The following is an 18,858-nucleotide window of genomic DNA, read 5'->3' as shown; positions in this document are numbered from 1 at the left end:
TTGGTAGTAAATAGCAATCAAAGTTGATATATTGACAACTGATTAATTGTTTAATATAATATGAACATAGTTCATTATATGAATGTATTCATATTGTTCTATATTTTTTTCTAATGAAATGAACATTGTTCATTAAATGCATATATAAATTACTTAAACGGTTTGGCATTAGAAACATCAATATTTAAGTAAAAAACATAGACATAGGGGGATAATAGAATGAATATAATTAATTCGCTTGTAAATTTATCTTTCACACAAATTTCTAAGAAGTATTATAATAACTTTCAAAGAGATCTAAAAAATGCTGGTGAAATAAATAGAGATATTTTAAGAGAAATATTAAATATAAATAAGGAAAGCGAATATGGTCGTAAATATAATTTTGAGAATATAAATGGAATAGAAGAGTATAAAAAATCAGTTCCAATAACCGATTATAAGGACTATGAAAAGTATATTAAGAAAATTGCTAATGCTGAGAAGAATATATTAACTATGGGTTCAGTGGAGTTTTTTGCCTTAAGTTCAGGTACTACAGGCAGTCAAAAGCTTATTCCTGTTACTTCACTCTCTAGAGCTAAAACTAATGGGTATATGAATTTTCTTAATCAAGGCTTGCTTTTTAATGCTATTCCTGAAGCTAAAAGAGGAGGCAGAGGGTTATTTTTAATGAGTATGACAAAACCTACAATGATGACACCTGGGGGAATACCTGCAGGTGCTGGCACTTCTGAAGGAATTAAAGCCGCAAAACATATACTACCCTATATGTGGGTTTCGCCTATTGAAGTCCTAGAGATTCCTGAACAACAAACAGCAAACTATCTTCATGCACTATTTGCTCTTAAAGATAATGATCTATCTTATATTGCTTCACCGTTTCCTGCAAATATCGTCCAAATCTTTGGAGTGATAGAAGAAAATTGGGAACAACTTGTAAATGATATTGCTACAGGAACTATCAATAAAGACTTAAAGCTGAAATCAAAAACTAGAACTATATTAGAAAAAAAGCTAAAGCCTAATACCAAAAGAGCAGCAGTTCTTGAAAGAGAATTATCAAAGGGTATAAAAGGAATAGCTAGTAGAATTTGGCCTAATATGAATTATGTTAGCTGTGTATCTGGTGGAGCCTTTAGCATCTATATTAAAAAGCTTAGACACTTTGTAGGTAATCTTCCTGTTTTCTCCTCAGTGTATGCTGCATCAGAAGCTCTTATTGGTATGGCTGTAAAGCCTGATGACGTAACATATGTTGTTACACCGAGAACAGCTTACTTTGAATTTATCCCTTTAAATAGACTAGATTCACAAGACCTTGATACCTTGTGTTTGGACGAGCTTGAAATTGGTGAAAGTTATGAAATTGTAATAACTAATTTCTCGGGATTTTACCGCTATCGAATGGGGGATGTAGTTAAAGTGGTGGATTACCATGATAATAGTCCTGTAATTGAATTTTTATATAGAAAAGGACAGCTACTTAATTTAGTGGCAGAAAAGACAACAGAATCAGCAGTACATCATTCAATTATGACCTCAGTTGAAAGATGGGATGTGGACCTTGTTGACTATACCGTAATGCAGGACTTAAGTGAAGCTGTAGGTTGTTATAAATTTTATGTAGAAGTAGAAAATCCTGAAAAGCTTGTGTATAATAAAGAAAAGAACAGGATGATTTTAGAAGAAGCTATAAGAAAAGCAAACCCCTCATACATGGTGGCGCAAAAGGCTGGGCGTATTGCACCTTTAAAGCTAGAGGCAGTAGTACCTGGAACCTTCCAAAAGTTAAAGGATGAGTTGATTAATAAAGGTGCCTCAGTGAATCAGGTGAAAATTCCTAGAATGATAAATGATGAAAGACTGATTTCAGTAATGGATGAAGGTAGTAAAGAATTAGGAAAGCTTTGTAAAAATCAGTTTTTTATTGCATAATAGGAATTACAAACAACATTTATATTAATTTTATGGGGTGGTATAATTGGCTAGAATAATTGAAAATCCAAAACAGCTTATATTAGACAAGGCTAAAGAAATTCTATACAATGAAGGTTATTCAAAGCTAAGCATGAGAGCTTTATCAAAAGCGTGTGACATAGCTTTAGGAACAATATATAATTATTATCCTACAAAAAAAGAGTTAGTTATTGAAATGATGACCGATTATTGGCAGAACTATCTTAATACAGCTCAAAATATAGCAAGTTCAAATAATAATATTTACATCAAGTTAAATAAAACTTTTAATGAGTTAAGTGTCTTTATTAAAAGTTTTAAGCAGATTTGGCTTACTCCTGAACTTTATGATAGCCCTGAGTATGTTAAAGGTGATTTAAAAAAAGAATACATTTTCATAGAAAAGCTTATAGTTTTAATTGAAGACATTCTAATTAAAGAACAGTCTAATAATAATATTCAAATCAAGCTAGGCACATATGAAACAGCAAAATTTATAGTAATGAATTTCATAACAATGATACAAATGCCGCTTTTTAAGTATTCATCCTTTGAATTATTTCTTAATGAGCTGCTTAAATAAACAGAGTTTTTGGCATCAGATAGGTTAAGGCTCCATCTGATGCCAAGAACTCTGTTTATGCTTTTTCATGAAACCTCCCCTATATTAGTGTTACTATATTCGTATAAGGTTATTTTAGAAATACCGTTACTTCTATTAGATATTTTTGTTTACTTTTATTGTAGTATACATAATATATAACTTGTTAACTTACATGTGGAAAATAAAATAAGCCAAGTCTGTACGACTTGACTTATTCCTAGTAACTCACGTGGCAGTCACCACTATCCTTTTAACTGCTCATATCTACGTTCTGCTTCATCATCTCGTTTTGTTAATAAACTTACAACAATAGTTACTATAAAATTAATTACAAGTGCCACAAATCCTTTATTTATTCCATAAGGAACCGTAGTTATCATGAATACTGATATTATACTTATAAACAATCCACTCATAATTCCCCATTTTGTTGCTCTTTTCCAAGCAAATGCAAAGAATACTGAAACAAAAACCTGTGATAAACCAGAGTATGCAACAGTTATAACTCCTAACATAAGGGCTGGGAAATAAAGTGAGAATATAGCACTAGCAACTAAAAATAATGCAGTTACAACACGTGTTAAAGTAGTCATTGTAGCTTGGCTAGTATCTGGTTTAAATACTCCAAGAATATTTTTTGAGAACAAACCGCCTACGCAGAGTGCAGTAAAGGACATAACTAATATGGCAGTTAATGCAGCCCCACCTGCAATTAAACCTACTATCCAGCTTGGTAAATTATTTACAGCTACTGCAAGTAGAGCATGGTCAGGAATAGCTAAATTTTTATAGTTATGAGTTGCGAAATAAGCAGATATTACAAGAAACGGTACCATAATCATGTATAAAGGCATTAGAATTGAATTTTTTCTTAGTATTTTAGGACTATTTGATGCAAGAGTCGCTTGAGCAGTAATAGGAAGCATATAAAATCCTAGCATCTGAAGTAAAATTGTTGTAATAGTATACGGCATCGCACTTGATTGTATAGTCAGTGTTTCAGGTGCTACTTTTATTGTCTCACTAAATATACCTTGTACTCCACCTGGTGTTTTAGCCATACATACAGCACCAAGTATAACAACTGCTAAGATTAAAAGAATATCTTTTAAAATACTGACCCATGCAGGTGCTCTTATTCCTGCAATGGCAATATATGCAAAAGCTAAAGCTATAGATATTACAATACCCGTAGTAGCACTAAACCCGAGATTAAGATATTTAAAAAGAATAGACATGCCAGCAAACTGATTTTGTACCCATGGCACTAAAAATATGATAGCTACTAATGCAATACCGGATTGTACAAATTTACTATTATACCTCCAACCTATAGCATCACAGAAAGTACTTGCTTTAGACAATCTACCCATTTTCCATATATATGGATTAAGGAAATATCCAATTGGATAAGCTAGTAATATATAGCAAATAAACCATATTGCATAGCTGGCACCCTTTGAATAGATAGCTCCTGGAGTACCAATTAATGTACCAATACTATAAATCTCTCCAACTGAAAGGAAAAACATTAGGAAAGCCCCAAAAGAACCACTAGCAGTCATGAGTTCATTCATATCTGATTTTAGCATGCCTCGTACGGATAATAATGCTAAAACTATTGATGCTGCTAAGACTAAAGTAAAAACAAAAATCGCCATATATATTGCCTCCCTTCCATTTTATATATCTATTTTTTCATCATTATCACTTTTGTTTGCAGGATCAATTCTATAGGCAATATACAAACAAAGTGAGGTTAAGAATAACCATAGGAAAACCCAGAAGTATATAAATGGAAACCCCATTACCATCGGTTCAATTCTATTATACCAAGGCATTAATACTACTAAGGCTATAAATGGAATAATAAATCCAACTAGAAATGCTGGCTTTCTACTTTTCATAGGACACCTTCCTTTCATTATCTTTCATAAACAATTTTCCTACTTCCAAACTACCTTTAATATCTTCCTCAAAGCTTGCATGGGCACCATTGTAAGTAAACATTCTTAAGGTTTCAACAATTGTACCCTTCTCCTTTCCCTAAACTATTCTGTTTTAAACATTTCCCTGAATTACTTAAGTTTAGTATTGATTATATATTTCACAAATGTCAATTTCTCCTCCATATAGGTCAAAGCCTAGCTTCTCAATTTATATTATATATAGGTCAGCTACGCCTTTTTCTTCTCCAGGTAAAGCTGGAACTTATAATAGTCTTTCTGTAAAATCCACTATTTATGGTTTTAGGTCTTTAGCGAGCTCCTATAGCTCTTCTAATAGATTCATTTTAGTATTTCTCCCAAAAACAACTTAAAGTTCTCATAAAATTTTCAATTCATATCTCACAAACCTATAAATATGCAATACTTAACCATTCTTATCCTCCTTATAAACTATCCTCTTTGCTTATCTAGCCTATCCTAAAATGTTATATCACATATATACTCATATTAATTGCATAAAATTCCAAATAATAAATTTAATTTCAGAATATTTTGAAATACTCAAACAAAAATTAATTCTTATAAAAATTTTTAACTCTAAACTTCTATATTTTTACATTTTATTTGACCTATTTATAAATTGAAGATTTTAATATAATATTGTTAAATTCAAAGTTTTTTTATTTCTATTTGGTTTACTTTAATTTTAATTTACATAATATTAAATTTGTTAACAAATACTGTGCCTTAATGCGAAATAAGCTAAGTCTATACCACTTAACTTATTTAAAAATCCAAAAAAAAAGAGCATATTACGCTCTTATAAACAGTTTACGAAAATTATTAATTAAAAACACCATAAAATTCAGGTGTGAATAATACAGTGTTTTAAAATCTTTCGTTTTTTAATTGTACTATTAGAAAAAAAGCCTGCTTATTACTTCAGATAATGATTATACTCGTTTATTCAATAGGCATATTATGTTGCTTTAAGAAGGATAGTCATTAGCTGCTAAAATTTAACCATTCTATTATCTTATTTACATCATTAACATTGGAATGACCAACTTCCGGCAAAATATTTATCTTTTCATGTGGAAGTAACCCTCGTAAACGTTTTACAGTCTTATCAGAATGGAGTATTATATCTTTTCCTCCTTAGTCTGATAACTTTGAAATCCAAATCTCCGCATCTGTAATATTCTTAAATGTTCTGAAGTGATTTCCTTTATTAGCTTCAAGAATCATTTCTTTGAATCTATCATTAAACTTTTCTTCATTTTCTAAAATAACACCGACTCTTATATGATAGTTTATAAATTTCTGCAATATCATTCCTGCTAGACCTGTTTTAAGATTGAAGAAGTCTTCAGAAAATGCATCAGCATGAAATATTAGTGTATCTACGCCATTTCCAAAACATATACCTATAAAATCTAACACATCTTGTTCCGAAGAAATTTGTCTCTCAACTGAAGTGTATTCAATATACTTTACACCGTTTTTTTCTACTATTCTATAATTCATTATCTCCACCCCTTATAAATCATTTTGTTCTACAAGCACTGAAATTGAACTCAGCATATCTTCAATAAATCTTATTTTTCCCCACAACATTATCCTTAATCTTTTTATCTTTTCATCGTATTTCATATTAATTGTTGATTTCCCCATTTCAGGATCTTTACAATTCATGAGAGCTATAAGAGTATTTGAGATTCTCATATACTCATCCTTACCTATATCTGCTATGTCCACAACAGTGGACACATTTACCTTCTGTTCTACAGTGTTTTCTACTTCTTCATTGATGCAAAAATCTATATTTGACTTTTCACTAATTTTATTATCATTAATACTAACATTATTTTTTTCCATAAAAGCATTTAAATCACACTCTGAAATCCTCCACTGCTTTCCAACCTTAGTTGCTCCAAGCTCTCCTTCTGATATAAATTTCCTTATGGTTTTGTGATGCATACCTAATAGTTCTGCAATTTTATCTATTGTATAAAATTTATTCTCCATAAAAATCTACCCTTTCAAAATCAGCTTATGGTCAAATTATAATAATTATTTTTACATCCGTCAAGTAATTTATTGTATTTTATTTAACTTTGTTATTCTTTGTTGAACTTTATTTAACTTTCATTCTATTTGCATACTGTAATATTCATATATATATGGTTTTTAACCAACTGATAATTACTACTTACACTCCACTTACAACTACTTGTAATCCATCTTAACCCTTAAAAATCAACTCCTTCCTTCAATTCAATATAACTATTACAAAAAATAAATATATATCTATAATAAAAATAAATACTTAAGAAAGAGTTGAAATTCTTCCCTTGCCTATTCCTAAAGAGCTGTAATACCGTAATATTTACAACTTATTAACATTTTTCCTTTTCCTACTCTGTTCTAATTTGTGTATATATTACTTGTAAACCAAAACAAAAGCTAGCGGAGAGTGATATTACCATGGTAAACAACGAGAAAAAAATATCCAAATATTATTACAGAGATGTGGATGGCATCCTGCTATACAAAGTTGAAAATAGTGAGTGGCTTCAAGATGGAGCCATAAAGAAAGCTTTTCAATGTTATATCAAGAACAAGGCAGGAAAATGGACTTACAACTTTAAAGACATAAAGCCTGTACTGTATCTGCTCCCATCTGTAGTAAAGGGGATAAAAAATAATGAAACTATTATATATGTGGAGGATGAGAAATCTGTGGATGCACTACAGAATTTAGGTTTTACCGCTACTACATCCTTTGGCGGTTTATCAAGCTTTAATAAATTTAGCAAACTATATAGTGAGCAAATAAAGAAAGCTGATGTTGTTATTTTCCAATGTAATAGTAAGTACAGTAAGGAATATTCTAAAGCTGTATATAAAAACTTTAAAAGTTCCTGCAAAAGTGTAGGAATTATAGATCTGCCTGATCTCCATGAAAACATGAGTATTTCAGATTGGATTAGTAGAGGAGTTTCAAGAAAACAACTTGAATGCCTACTTACAGAATCAGATGTTGGCTCCAAAAATACATATTACAAATCCCCAATTTACATAGAAGATGGATGCTATTGCAAAAATTATAAAGGGCAACAAATCTCTATTACAAATTTTATAATAAAACCTAAACATATAGTTACTTCTCCTTCTATGGAGCATATAAGATGTGAACTAAAAACAAATTTTAATGATTCTATAATCGAAAGAACTTTTAATCCACAGGACTTTAATGATATTCTGTCCTTTAAAAAAGCCTTAAACAGCTTTTCATTAGTTTTCAATGGTTCGAACTCAGACTTACAGCACATAAAAGCTAAAATTTCCTCTGAAACAACTGAAATTATAGCTGGACTATCCTATCAAGGTTTCCACAAAATAAAAAACCAATGGTTTTTTGCAGATGAAGATAAGGCTATAAGTGACGACCTGTACCTTAATTCTTCTGCTATTGTACTTGAAAGTTGTAGAGAAGCCCATAGTGATTTACTAGAATTCCCTTGTATTACAAAAGAAGAACTAGAAACTATAGCTCCTTCTCTATTTAACTTTAATAATTTATCTGTAACTGCTACCCTAATTCCATATATCTGCGGCTTATTTTTAAAAGGAAAGCTTGAGCATATTGGAATAAAGTATAATCATCTTTTAGTTGAGGGACAAAGTGGTAGTGGAAAAAGCCAAACCCTAGAAAATGTGCTATCTCCTATCCTTGGTTACAGGGGAAATATTTTAGATGCCAGTTCCTGTACTGACTTTGCACTTACTAAGCTGTCAAGCAGCAGTAATCTTCTTCCATTGATAATTGATGAATATAAGCCTAAAAAAATTGGAAACGAAAAGGTTGGAACAATATCAAATATAATGAGAAATTCTTATGATAGACATAAATCTATTAAAGGTTCTCAAAATCTTGGTAAAAACTTTGAATTTGTTCCCCGTTCCTCTGTAATTCTATGCGGTGAAATGGGAGTAACAGAAACTGCTAACATAGAGAGAAGTCTTAAAATATTTTTATCTACTTCTAGCCTTAATAAAAATACTAAGAAAAACTTTATAAATCTTAAAGAGAATAGTACATTACTATCAAAATTAGGAAAAAGCCTATTAATGGGAGGATTGAAAATGAGTGAAAAAAACTTAAAGAATACGTATGATATGTTATACAAGAAATTTTCTGGAGATAACATATATAATGAAAGAATAAAGGGATCAATAGCAAACGGATTACTTGGACTAGCCCTTCTGCTAGATGTATTTATAAACCTAGATTTAGATTTTAAAGAAGCTACAGGCTATTCTGCCACTGATATAGAAAAAGCCTTGAAAAATTCTGTTGTAAAAGAACTTTTAGAGGATAACACCAAAAGCAAAAGTGTGGTGGATATTACTCTTGAAACCTTAAGCAGAATGGCTGCAAACAGTGAACTTAATCGAGGTTATGACTACGATTGTATAAAAAGTTCTGATGGAGTTAATGTTCTTAGATTAAATTATACTGTGTTCTATGACAGGTTCTTGAAGTACTGTAAGGATCACAATTTAGACATTGAGGTTTTAGGCTTAGGAAGCTTTAAGAAACAATTAAGTAAGATGAATTACTGTGAGTCCTATAATAAGCCTACCTGTTTTTTTGTAGCTAATACTTATAACGGTACTAAGAAGACTTTTAGGGCAGCAATTTTAAGTGTAGACAAGCTTAAAGAAAACAATGTGGATGTGGATTTTATGGTGGAGTAGATAGTAAAATCCTCTGATTATTGTAACTTATAATCAGAGGATTTATTAAATTTATAAATCCATTTGATTTAAAATATCCCTAAGCTTTTTTAACTCATCTACCGTCAATGTAACTCCCTTGCCCATTTTCTTATGCTCCTGATCCCAATCTCTAATATCATACTTAGGTTCTTTATCGTTCCAGCTTATTAGATTTAACTCCTTCTTCCAACCTTTAGAGGATTCTGAAAGAACTCCTTCTGTTTTTCTTATTTCAAATTTTATATCTGCCATAAATTTACCTCCTTTAGATTTCATCTTCTCCATCTTCATATAATTATATATCCTTTTATATTTACAGCTAAATCTTCAAATCTGCTTGACTTATTTCCTTTTCTAAGAACTTATACTCAGCAGCTAATTCGTATTTACCATTCTCCAGATTACGAGCAAACCTTTACCCATTTATATCTCCTCCAAACCTTACAACTTCCTAATTTATTACTACTATTATATACTAATAAATAAAATTCTTAAACAAAAAACAGAAGTATAATCTACTTCTGCTTTGTTTGTTATTTGGGGTAATAACAGCATCCATGTTACCAAGAGCAAAGTAAATGCTAAATTATAGGATAAAAACATACTGGTATAGAATCTATATTATAGGGGTAGTGAAAGGGTAGCTATCATGTACTGCAAACAAAACTTATATCATAATAAACAGAGTTCTTGGCATCAGATGGAGTTTTAACTCCACCTGATGCTTATAAACAGAATTCTTAGTGGCTTTGACACTTAGAATTCGTTATCCTTTAGGAGAAATCGTTATCCAGGGGCGTAGCCGCTCTAATACTCCACCTTGGAAAAGGGGGAGTATTAGAGCGGGTAGTCATCGGATAAATTTCTTATGAAAACCTTAAGGTTTTATTAATTAATATTTTAGTGTAAGTACATGGATACGGTAATAGAGTAAAAATAGGATTAAAAGTGTACCAACAAAAATAATAATACTGTCTAATATTTTATTATTAATATACTTATTGCTCAAACTATATAATCCCAGTCCAAGAAAGCCTCCAACAGTATTTGTAATTACATCTATTATGTCTGTGGCTCCAATAGCGAAGATAAATTGAATTAATTCGCAAGTAAGGCTAAAAACCAGTACTAAAGCAAACTTAGGTAAAAACCCAACTTTTTTGAAATTAACATTAAAAAGCAAGCCAAAAGGAATAAAAATTATAACATTATCTATCATCTCTCCGAAATTAATTCTTCCATTTACTTTTAGAGGAGCATCAAATGGATTCAAGTTAAGACTTCTATGATGATAATTAAATACTGACAAAATATTGTATTGTAATTTGAATAACACTAACCAGATTAGTATCACTAAATATAAAGCTAGCAATCCTCTAGATAATATTTTTCCTATATAATCTATTCTAATTCTTTTTTGTAAATTTTCTTCAGCTAATTGATTGGATGTTGTCATTTTATCTAATCTCCTTTACTTTTTGTATTACATTTCAAATTGATGTAGAAGTAAAATCTATTTTCTTTTCGTATGAGAGAGGCTCCCTTTCTGAAATTACGAAGGCCTATCCGATTCGATAACTTCATTTTACCAGAATGGGATAGGCTTTCTTTAAATAAGTACTTATAAATTTCTTAAGTTTTCCTTAAGAATGCCTTGTTTTTTAGGTATTTTTCATAAACAGTAAATGAATCAATATTCTTCGAATTAATCTTAATAAATTCTTATAAAGAACTTATTATTTTTCTATACTGTTGTATACAGCTAATGCATCGGTAATATTATACTGTTCCGAATGGTGGTCTCCTTTTGCACCAGCTGTAATCAGAATATATTCTTGTTTACCCACTTTGGCGAGACTGGCAAGGCATAGACCTGCCTCATCGGTATATCCAGTTTTCCCTCCTAAAATTTCCCCACCAGTAATGTTTTGATTCTTGAGTTCTTGAAACATAGTACTGTAAAAAGTTATGCCGCCAGGGTGTATGTTCGTAGGTTTAGTGGAATGACGGGACGAAGTAAAAACCTCCCTGAAAGTATCATTTTGCAAAGCATAGCTTAGAAGAATAGACAGATCTTTCACTGTTGTGTAATGGTTTTTATTATGAAGCCCTGTCACATTTTCAAAATGAGTGTTTTTCATACCAAGATCAGCCGCCTTTTGATTCATCATCTTTACGAATCCCTGCTCCGAACCCGCAACTTGAACTGCAAGCCCAATACAAGACTCTGCACCGCTTGGAAGCAGTGCTCCATATAAAAGGTCAATAGCGCTTACCTTCTCACCTGGCTGAAAACCTGCCATTGATGCATCTGCTCCGTACAGCCCCTGAAACGTAGAATTGGTCAGTTTGATTTCTTTCTTCAGATTATGTAAATTTTCTATTGCAACAATGGCTGTCATCATTTTAGTCAAGGAAGCAGGATAGATTTTTTCCTCGCTATTTTTCTGCATTAAAGTGATTTGATCTTTTAAACGGATCAGAATAGCATTAGGGCTCTTAATCTTACCTAAAGATTTAGAAACAGAGGAATCCAGTTCTGTCTTTAACGAGGGACCCGGTGTTGTTTTATGTTCAGAAGAATTGGAAGTTATCTTTAAAGAAGAATATAACGAGGTTATATCATCATATTGTTTCGGTAATATATGTTGGTTTCTTTGAGTAATGATGTATTTGTACCCAAAGGTAACAATGCTCGACATCAACAAAAGTATTACAAATATAGGCATTTTTGATTTTTTATTTTTTACTTTTCGTACCATAATAAAACAGCTCCTTATTCTGTGATGATATTATTTAACCACAGAACAAGGAGCTATATTGGAATTTCATCTTATGAACTTCTTAAGATTTTCTTATGAGGTCAGCTTTACTTTCAATTATTCGTTTATATAAGTATTTACTCTGTCCTGGATAGTCTTTGCTGCAGCATCAGCAGTCTTTTGACCATCAAAAAAGGCTTTACTCTCTTCTTGTACAATATTTAATACTTTTTGGTCTACAGGTGCATATTTTTTTGCTCTGCTAATTAGTTCAGGAACTACATTAACATCTTCCTCAGTAAGAGGTTTGGTAATTTTTACAACATGACCATTATTAGCGAACCTTAGTTTAGGATTCTCTATAGCTTTCTTTGACATATCTATTGTGTCCTGTGCAGCTTTGGAAGATGCAGTCTTGTTAATTGGAAAGCTAGTCCAAGAACCCTCAGACATCATCTCATCAGAAACTAAAAATTTAAGGAAATCCCAGGCAAGGGCTTTATTTGAAGATTTATTATTAATTCCGAAAGTTGTAGTGGCAGTGAAAGACAAATTGTCTCCTTGGCCTGGATACTTTAGAAAATCCACGCCGCCCTCATAAACTTGTTTTTTGAGCATAAGATCAAAATACATGCTTAGCTTGGTTGGGCTAAATACTACTCCTCCTCTCTTAGTCAGGTCATCCATTTTTCCATTAGTAGTATCTGTATTTACATAATTTTTATCTATCATTGATTTAGCTAAATTCATAATCTCAATAAATTCTTTTGAATCAAAGCTTGTAGTTTTTTTGTTTTTATCTACAAATTTATTATAGTTTTCAGAAGCAAGGTAAGATACTAGCATACTTCCATCTACACCTGACAGGGCATATATTCCCTGCATGCCATCTTTTTTGCTGCCTTCTACAATCTTAGCTGCGGTATTCTCAAAGTCGTTCCAGTTCCATTTATTATCATCTACTTTAATGTTGTATTTATCCAGTAATGCCTTGTTAGTCTCCAAAACATTAAGGCTTATGCTTAAAGGTAAACTATACAGATTTCCATTATACTTCATGGCATCAAAAATATTTGAGTAATAATTATTTAAGTCGAAGCTCTTATCTCCTTTAATCATATCGCTTAAATTTACAAGCAGATTTTTATCAATATATTTTTCATAAGGGAGAGTGTTTAAGGATATAATATCGGTACCTTTTCCAGACATAAGCCCTGTGTTCATTGCAGTAACATATTTTTCAACATCCTCAGGTTTTTCATCTACTCTGGGACCTGCCCCTTCCTCTCCTGCTTTTATTGGATTAGACGTATATTCTTTAACGTTAATAGTTGTACCTGGATGCTTTTCCTGATATTTCTTTATAGCCTTATCAAGATATGGGTCTTTTGTTATTACAGAAATAGTTAAGGTATTATTTCCTGAAGCATTTGTCGCACTGCTGTTACTTGTTGTACTTTTGCAGGCAGCCGTCCCAATTGCCATTAACACGACTATGCTTAGGCAGGTAAGTCTTTTTAAAATATTGACTCTAAATGATTTGTTTTTATACATTTTAAATACACTCCTTTAATTGTTATATATATAAATTTTATTTTTCTACAGCAAAATGCCGTAGTAGGGTAAGAAATATAAAAGTAAAAACTAATATCACCCCCTTAATGTTAATTGTGATAGGCATTTTCAATATGAGTAAGATAATTAAAGCCAGTATTATTGATAAAATTAATAAAATACAGCAGGATAATAAAGATTTAAATACATTTTCCTCCTTGAGCTTTAAAAATTTAAGTGCGAGGAAATATAATGGAAAACCTGTCAGCAGTGCAATGGAAAGATTTATGTTTTGCATTATGCTTAACAAATTTAACTTCATCTCGGGGTAGGTAGGAATGTAGCCTACATTTCTGACTTTATCTTGTATTAAGCTCTTAAAAAGATCAGAGTAAAAGGTTGTATCAATTAATTCAGATGGAACAAAGTTTGGTGGAATATATAAATTGAATTTTACTGTGACCCAAATAAGATATATAGAGGTTATAAGCGAAGCTATCTCTAGTACTGAAAGGATAAGCAGAGCAGATCTAAGTCTTAAAGCATCTTTCAAATAATTCTCTTTAAGAGCTGATTTTATTATTGAATATATATAAACCGACTTATCTTTTACAGCAAGCAGTAATATGAGAATTGAAACTATGCCTAAGATAAAAATCATCAACAAATCTTTCTGTGCTAAAATTAGTTTTTCAACATTGTAATCAATGATCTTATAATTATCTGCACTTTTGCCAATGGAAGTAAGAGCTTCAGTTACTTTGCTAATATTCTGACCAGTTGTGCCGCTGCTTGAGAGCTTTACCTCAAAGGAAGTAATCTTTGAATCTTTATCATATAAGAGCATTTCATCCACTGGTATATAAACACTTCCTAGTCCATTGTCAGTGAGAGTTTGCAGAATAGATTTATCTGAGTTTATAACGCCAATTACTTTAAACTTTTGGTTAAAGAGTTCTATTTGCATCCCTACCACGTTATCATTATTAAAAAGCGCTTCAGCACAGGTTTCATCTACCACTGCCACAAGTTCGTTTTTATTCCCGGGAGTTATAAGACTTCCTGATTTCAGCTTAATTTGATGAAACATAGTATATTTATCACTGATACCATAAATTTCAGCATCAGTCCCACTATTTTTATAGGAAACATCAGATTTCTTCTCAGCAGCATATGCTGTGGTGGTATTTTTAAAAGCGAAATTTTGAAGATGCAGCATATCATCTTCACTAAAAGAACTGTTTTCTAGTGAATTTGAATTATTTAGTACATTGACTGCGACTTTGTTTGCTTTATAGTTTCCGTTTATTTCGCTATATTTTGAGGTTAAGGAAGCTCCAAGTATGGTATTAAAAATTAAAATAAATACACCTACTGCCAGAATAAAATAGGGTAGCTTAAATGACTTCAATTTTTCACCTCATTCCTTTAGGCTATATGCCTATTTCTCTACTACTGCTCTGTCGCCATTGGATAAGGATTTCGTACTTTTAGTCACTATCTTATCTCTAGGTTCTAGGCCTTTTATCACTGCTGACTTAGTACTGTCAGAGTCTTCCACAATAACATCTAGTCTTTTAACAAAACTTTCTTTTCCGAGTGGACCTTCCTTTTCTATTACTGAGTATACATAGGTGCCATTACTGTCTGTATAAACAGCACTATTTGGTATCAATGTAGAATACTGTTTAGTTTTTTTACTTATGTTAACCTCAGCATTCTCTCCGCCCTGAAGATCTGCATCATTTAAATCTACGATAAGTTCCTTATTATCTCCATTATGAGAATCTGCTTTTATTTGAGATATTTTTCCGGCTATTATTTTATCTTCAAGAGAGGTAATGTCCACATCTACTGAGTCTCCTGGTTTAACGCAACCTGCAAGGTCGCTGTCTACTGAAATAGAAACCTGAAAGCCTCCTGATGTTTCAGCTAATTTGAATAAAGCTTTGGAGTTGTTTGCCAAGGAGCCATCATTGAAATTTAGCTCTGTGATTACTCCATCAGAGGGTGCTGTATATACTCCATCATTAGCAATTTGCTTATTTAAAGTATCTATTTTTCTTGCTTCAATTTCTAAGTTAAGCTCGGCACTTTCAATATCCTTTTGATTTGTTTTTATATATGCTTCTTTAGCCTGTACTGCCAGATTATAGCTTCTTTCAGCATCATCCATAGCAGCTTTAGCATTTTGCAGGTTATTTGCAGATTCGTAACCAGAATCAAAGAGGGTTTTTATATCCTGGTAGTTGTTGGATTTTTGGTTTTTATTTTGTAGAGTAGTTTCAATATTATTATTTAGGTTCAACAGATTAGAGCTGTCCTCAAGTTTATCAAGGGCTATTTGCATCTGACGATATTTTGCATTCTCGTCCTGTAAGCTTGATTTGAGGTCTCCTATGTCAAGGGTTATTATTGGCTGTCCTTTTTTTACTGTATCGTTAAGTTTGACATTAACATCTTTTACTAAAAGATTGTTACCAACGTCTATAAACTGTTCAAAAATTGAATTGGCAGTTATAGTACCTTTACCGCTTATTTCTTTAATAAGTGTTCCACTAACGGCTGTATCAACAGTGATTCTTGAGAAAGTAAAATTATTAATAGTATTTGAGAAAAAAGTTAACAATGTCATCATTACTATGAATATAATCAACAATTTACCTGTGAGTTTTTTTCTTCTAGCATAATCAATGAGTTCTGCAGGTCTCAATTCTTCATACCTCCATTTTTAGATTGTTTTATCCAATGACTACCCGCTCTAATACTCCCATCGCACTCTGTGAAAGCGACTATCACCAAATCAAAGATTTGGGATATCTGCTTTTCTTCAAAGTGTACGTTCCGAGCAGCTACGTCCCTGGCAGATGGAGTTGAAACTCCATCTGATTCAAGTTTCACTTTATTCTTTGATTCCGGAACGTTCAACTCCTTCAATTAGGTAGTTTTCTCCAAACAGGAAGATTAGGAGCATAGGCAGCATATATATTGCAGACGCTGAAAAGGCAAGTCCTCTTTCGCCGCTGATTATTCTGGATAGATATACTGAAAGGGGCTGCTTTGTGGCATCTCTAAGAAAAATCAGAGGCTGCTCTACCATATTCCAGTTGTCTATAAAAACTAAAATAAACATTGCTGCTATTCCGTTTTTGCACATAGGTAAAATGATTTTAAAAAATGTTGTAAATTGACTTGCTCCATCTACTTTTGCAGCTTCTATATAGGAATCTGGTATCTGTTCCATATATTGTTTCATAAGAAATACTCCAAAGGGATTGAAAATTCCAGGTAATATAATGGATAGATAATTGTTAACGAGACCTAATTTATCTGCAACTAGATAATTAGGCACTAAGGTTACCTGAAAGGGCAGGAGCATTACGATTATGTATATAAAAAACAACTGATCCCGACCTTTGAATTTAAGCTTGGCAAAAGCGAAAGCTGCCAAACAGGAAACAACTATTTGCCCAAGAACAATGGGAACAGTAATAATTACTGAATTCCAAAACATAAAAAGAAACTGAGACTTCTTAACGAGCACATTATAATATTGTTCTATTACAACGACCTCTGGGATGAGCCTCAAGCTGGCATATTTGCTTGCTGAATCAGCTATAGTTGAACTTGTACTGCTTGCCTCTGAAATCATGCTGTAATTATATGTTATTTCAGCCTCGCTCATGAAGGAGTTTGAAAATGTAAGTACTAAAGGAAACAGAAAGCCTATCGCCATTAATGACAGTAATAATGTAATCAGTATCCTCTTAAATCTGTATTTCATTGAGTTTCTCCTTTCTTCGAAGTATAATGCTAACTTGTACTAGGTTAGTGATTTATTAATTTTTCTTTCAATAAAAAAGAATATTAAAACAATGAATACTATGAAGAAGGCCATAATAAAGGCTGCAGAAGTTAATTTTTCATAATCTAACTGCACAAACATATTATTCATGTAATGCTGCAGCATATAAATGCTGCTGTGAGGGTGGTCTCCTGAGATGAGATAGGTCTCTCTGAAAACCTTAAAGGAATTTATTATAGACATAATAAAAACAAAAAATGTCGTTGGTGTAAGGTAAATTAAGGTGATATTTGTAAATTGCTGAAAGGGAGTTGCGCCATCAATTTTAGCGGCTTCATAGTATTCAGCAGGTATATTTTGCAGTCCCGCCAGAAAAAGTACCATACTGTACCCAATGTTTTTCCACAGGTAAACAATGACTACCACAATCCTTGCTAAGTCACTTTTCATCCAGTCTACAGGAGTATGTCCGAGTAGAGCTATTACACCATTTAAAGCTCCATTAATATCAAACACAGACTGCCAAACAAGAACTACAGAAGCAACAGGGACGACCAGTGGAGTTATAAACAAAGTTCGGAAAATCCCTCTGCCTCGTATTGCTTTATTTGATAGAATAAGTGCAAGCAGCAAGGATAACATAATATTGAGAGGTACACTCAAACAAGCGAAAAGAGCAGTGTTGGTTACAGCTTTAATAAAACTTGGATTTTTTATCAAATCTATATAATTTTTAAGACCCACGAATGTCCCGTTAATGGAACTGCTTACAATAGAGTAATAAAAGCCTCCAATAAAAGGGATTGCATAAAAAATAGAGAAACCTATTATACTGGGTGCAAGAAAAAGTATGGCCAATTTAGCATCATTTGATTTAAAGTTTTTCTTTTTTACTTTTCGTACCATAAAAAACAGCTCCTTATTCTGTACTGATATTATTTAACCACAGAACAAAGAGCTATGTTGGAATTCCAACTTATGAAATTCTTAAGATTTTCTTATGATGTAAGTTTTATTGTAAATGAAGTATTTTCTGGGTTTCTTTCCACAGAGATTGTTCCATTGTGAGCCGTGACAATTTCTTGTGCGATTGCCAAACCTAGCCCTGCTCCACCGGTATTTGTGGAACGTGCAGAATCTAAACAGAAGAAGGATCTATGTTGGAATTCTATCTTATGAACTTCTTAAGATTTTCTTATAGCGGTCGTCTATAGTTAAAGACAAATTGGATTCGCAAAGAAAATCCCTCCAAACGGGTGAGCTTGGAGGGATACGATATTGCTTTTTCAGGCATGGAAACAGATACACTAAACTCACGTTTTTTTTTGTTGGCGGATATCACCTTTCTTTTTGAATCATATGTGAAAATCAGTTCCAGGGAAGCGGGAAGCTAAAGCATGGCGCGGACGATCTCGTCCGTATGCATGCGGCGACGATTTT

At 32.2% G+C, this 18,858-nt stretch carries 15 protein-coding genes and 1 pseudogene; 3 read left to right on the top strand and 13 right to left on the bottom strand.

Annotated features, from left to right (window positions below; translation table 11 throughout):
- Window positions 1–219 precede the first annotated feature (219 nt).
- Window positions 220–1,938 carry a GH3 auxin-responsive promoter family protein gene (locus tag AC0N0V_RS09255; RefSeq protein ID WP_474463679.1) on the top strand — a complete coding sequence of 573 codons (1,719 nt, stop codon included), beginning with the start codon at window positions 220–222 and terminating at the stop codon, window positions 1,936–1,938.
- 46 nt (window positions 1,939–1,984) lie between these two features.
- A complete protein-coding gene (locus AC0N0V_RS09250; protein ID WP_474463678.1) occupies window positions 1,985–2,542 on the top strand; it encodes a TetR/AcrR family transcriptional regulator in 558 nt (185 codons plus the stop codon).
- 263 nt (window positions 2,543–2,805) lie between these two features.
- Here the strand turns inward: AC0N0V_RS09250 and AC0N0V_RS09245 are convergent, their stop codons facing one another.
- From AC0N0V_RS09245 to AC0N0V_RS09230, 4 genes are all read right to left on the bottom strand, one after another.
- Window positions 2,806–4,224: a sodium:solute symporter family protein gene (locus AC0N0V_RS09245; protein WP_474463677.1), complete on the bottom strand. Its 1,419-nt coding sequence runs from the start codon at window positions 4,222–4,224 to the stop codon at window positions 2,806–2,808.
- A 21-nt stretch (window positions 4,225–4,245) separates the two neighbouring features.
- On the bottom strand, window positions 4,246–4,470 hold the full coding sequence (locus AC0N0V_RS09240) for a DUF3311 domain-containing protein (RefSeq protein WP_474463676.1): 225 nt from the start codon (window positions 4,468–4,470) through the stop codon (window positions 4,246–4,248).
- Between the two features lie 1,200 nt (window positions 4,471–5,670).
- Window positions 5,671–6,039 (bottom strand): DUF4180 domain-containing protein, encoded by a 369-nt coding sequence (locus AC0N0V_RS09235; RefSeq protein WP_474463675.1) that lies wholly within the window; start codon window positions 6,037–6,039, stop codon window positions 5,671–5,673.
- A gap of 12 nt (window positions 6,040–6,051) precedes the next feature.
- Window positions 6,052–6,540, bottom strand: a complete 489-nt coding sequence (locus AC0N0V_RS09230) for a helix-turn-helix domain-containing protein (RefSeq protein ID WP_474463674.1) — start codon at window positions 6,538–6,540, stop codon at window positions 6,052–6,054.
- Window positions 6,541–6,999: 459 nt separating this feature from the next.
- Between AC0N0V_RS09230 and AC0N0V_RS09225 the strand changes: the two genes are divergently transcribed.
- The gene (locus AC0N0V_RS09225) at window positions 7,000–9,276 is read left to right on the top strand and encodes a hypothetical protein (RefSeq protein ID WP_474463673.1); all 2,277 of its coding nucleotides are present in this window, start codon (window positions 7,000–7,002) and stop codon (window positions 9,274–9,276) included.
- Window positions 9,277–9,327: 51 nt separating this feature from the next.
- Here AC0N0V_RS09225 and AC0N0V_RS09220 read toward each other — a convergent pair whose 3' ends face one another.
- The 9 genes and pseudogenes from AC0N0V_RS09220 to AC0N0V_RS09180 form a co-directional block, all read right to left on the bottom strand.
- Window positions 9,328–9,549: a YdbC family protein gene (locus AC0N0V_RS09220; RefSeq protein ID WP_474463672.1), complete on the bottom strand. Its 222-nt coding sequence runs from the start codon at window positions 9,547–9,549 to the stop codon at window positions 9,328–9,330.
- A 640-nt stretch (window positions 9,550–10,189) separates the two neighbouring features.
- Window positions 10,190–10,693: a glycopeptide resistance protein VanZ-A gene (gene vanZ-A, locus AC0N0V_RS09215; protein ID WP_474464497.1), complete on the bottom strand. Its 504-nt coding sequence runs from the start codon at window positions 10,691–10,693 to the stop codon at window positions 10,190–10,192.
- A 340-nt stretch (window positions 10,694–11,033) separates the two neighbouring features.
- Window positions 11,034–12,059, bottom strand: coding sequence for a D-alanyl-D-alanine carboxypeptidase family protein (locus AC0N0V_RS09210; RefSeq protein WP_474463671.1), 1,026 nt, complete (start codon window positions 12,057–12,059; stop codon window positions 11,034–11,036).
- Between the two features lie 117 nt (window positions 12,060–12,176).
- Window positions 12,177–13,613 carry an ABC transporter substrate-binding protein gene (locus AC0N0V_RS09205; RefSeq protein ID WP_474463670.1) on the bottom strand — a complete coding sequence of 479 codons (1,437 nt, stop codon included), beginning with the start codon at window positions 13,611–13,613 and terminating at the stop codon, window positions 12,177–12,179.
- Between the two features lie 37 nt (window positions 13,614–13,650).
- On the bottom strand, window positions 13,651–15,024 hold the full coding sequence (locus AC0N0V_RS09200; protein ID WP_474463669.1) for an ABC transporter permease: 1,374 nt from the start codon (window positions 15,022–15,024) through the stop codon (window positions 13,651–13,653).
- Between the two features lie 30 nt (window positions 15,025–15,054).
- Complete coding sequence (locus tag AC0N0V_RS09195; protein WP_474463668.1) at window positions 15,055–16,326, bottom strand: efflux RND transporter periplasmic adaptor subunit; 1,272 nt, start codon at window positions 16,324–16,326, stop codon at window positions 15,055–15,057.
- Between the two features lie 189 nt (window positions 16,327–16,515).
- Window positions 16,516–17,397 (bottom strand): carbohydrate ABC transporter permease, encoded by an 882-nt coding sequence (locus tag AC0N0V_RS09190; protein WP_474463667.1) that lies wholly within the window; start codon window positions 17,395–17,397, stop codon window positions 16,516–16,518.
- A 39-nt stretch (window positions 17,398–17,436) separates the two neighbouring features.
- On the bottom strand, window positions 17,437–18,324 hold the full coding sequence (locus AC0N0V_RS09185; protein WP_474463666.1) for a carbohydrate ABC transporter permease: 888 nt from the start codon (window positions 18,322–18,324) through the stop codon (window positions 17,437–17,439).
- Window positions 18,325–18,416: 92 nt separating this feature from the next.
- Window positions 18,417–18,569: pseudogene (locus AC0N0V_RS09180) on the bottom strand (ATP-binding protein); the annotation flags it as partial.
- Between the last annotated feature and the right edge of the window lie 289 nt (window positions 18,570–18,858).

This window comes from Clostridium sp. CS1-1 (assembly GCF_056135525.1).
Note: the sequence above shows the minus strand (reverse complement) of the source record. Positions and strands in the feature narration are given on the sequence as shown.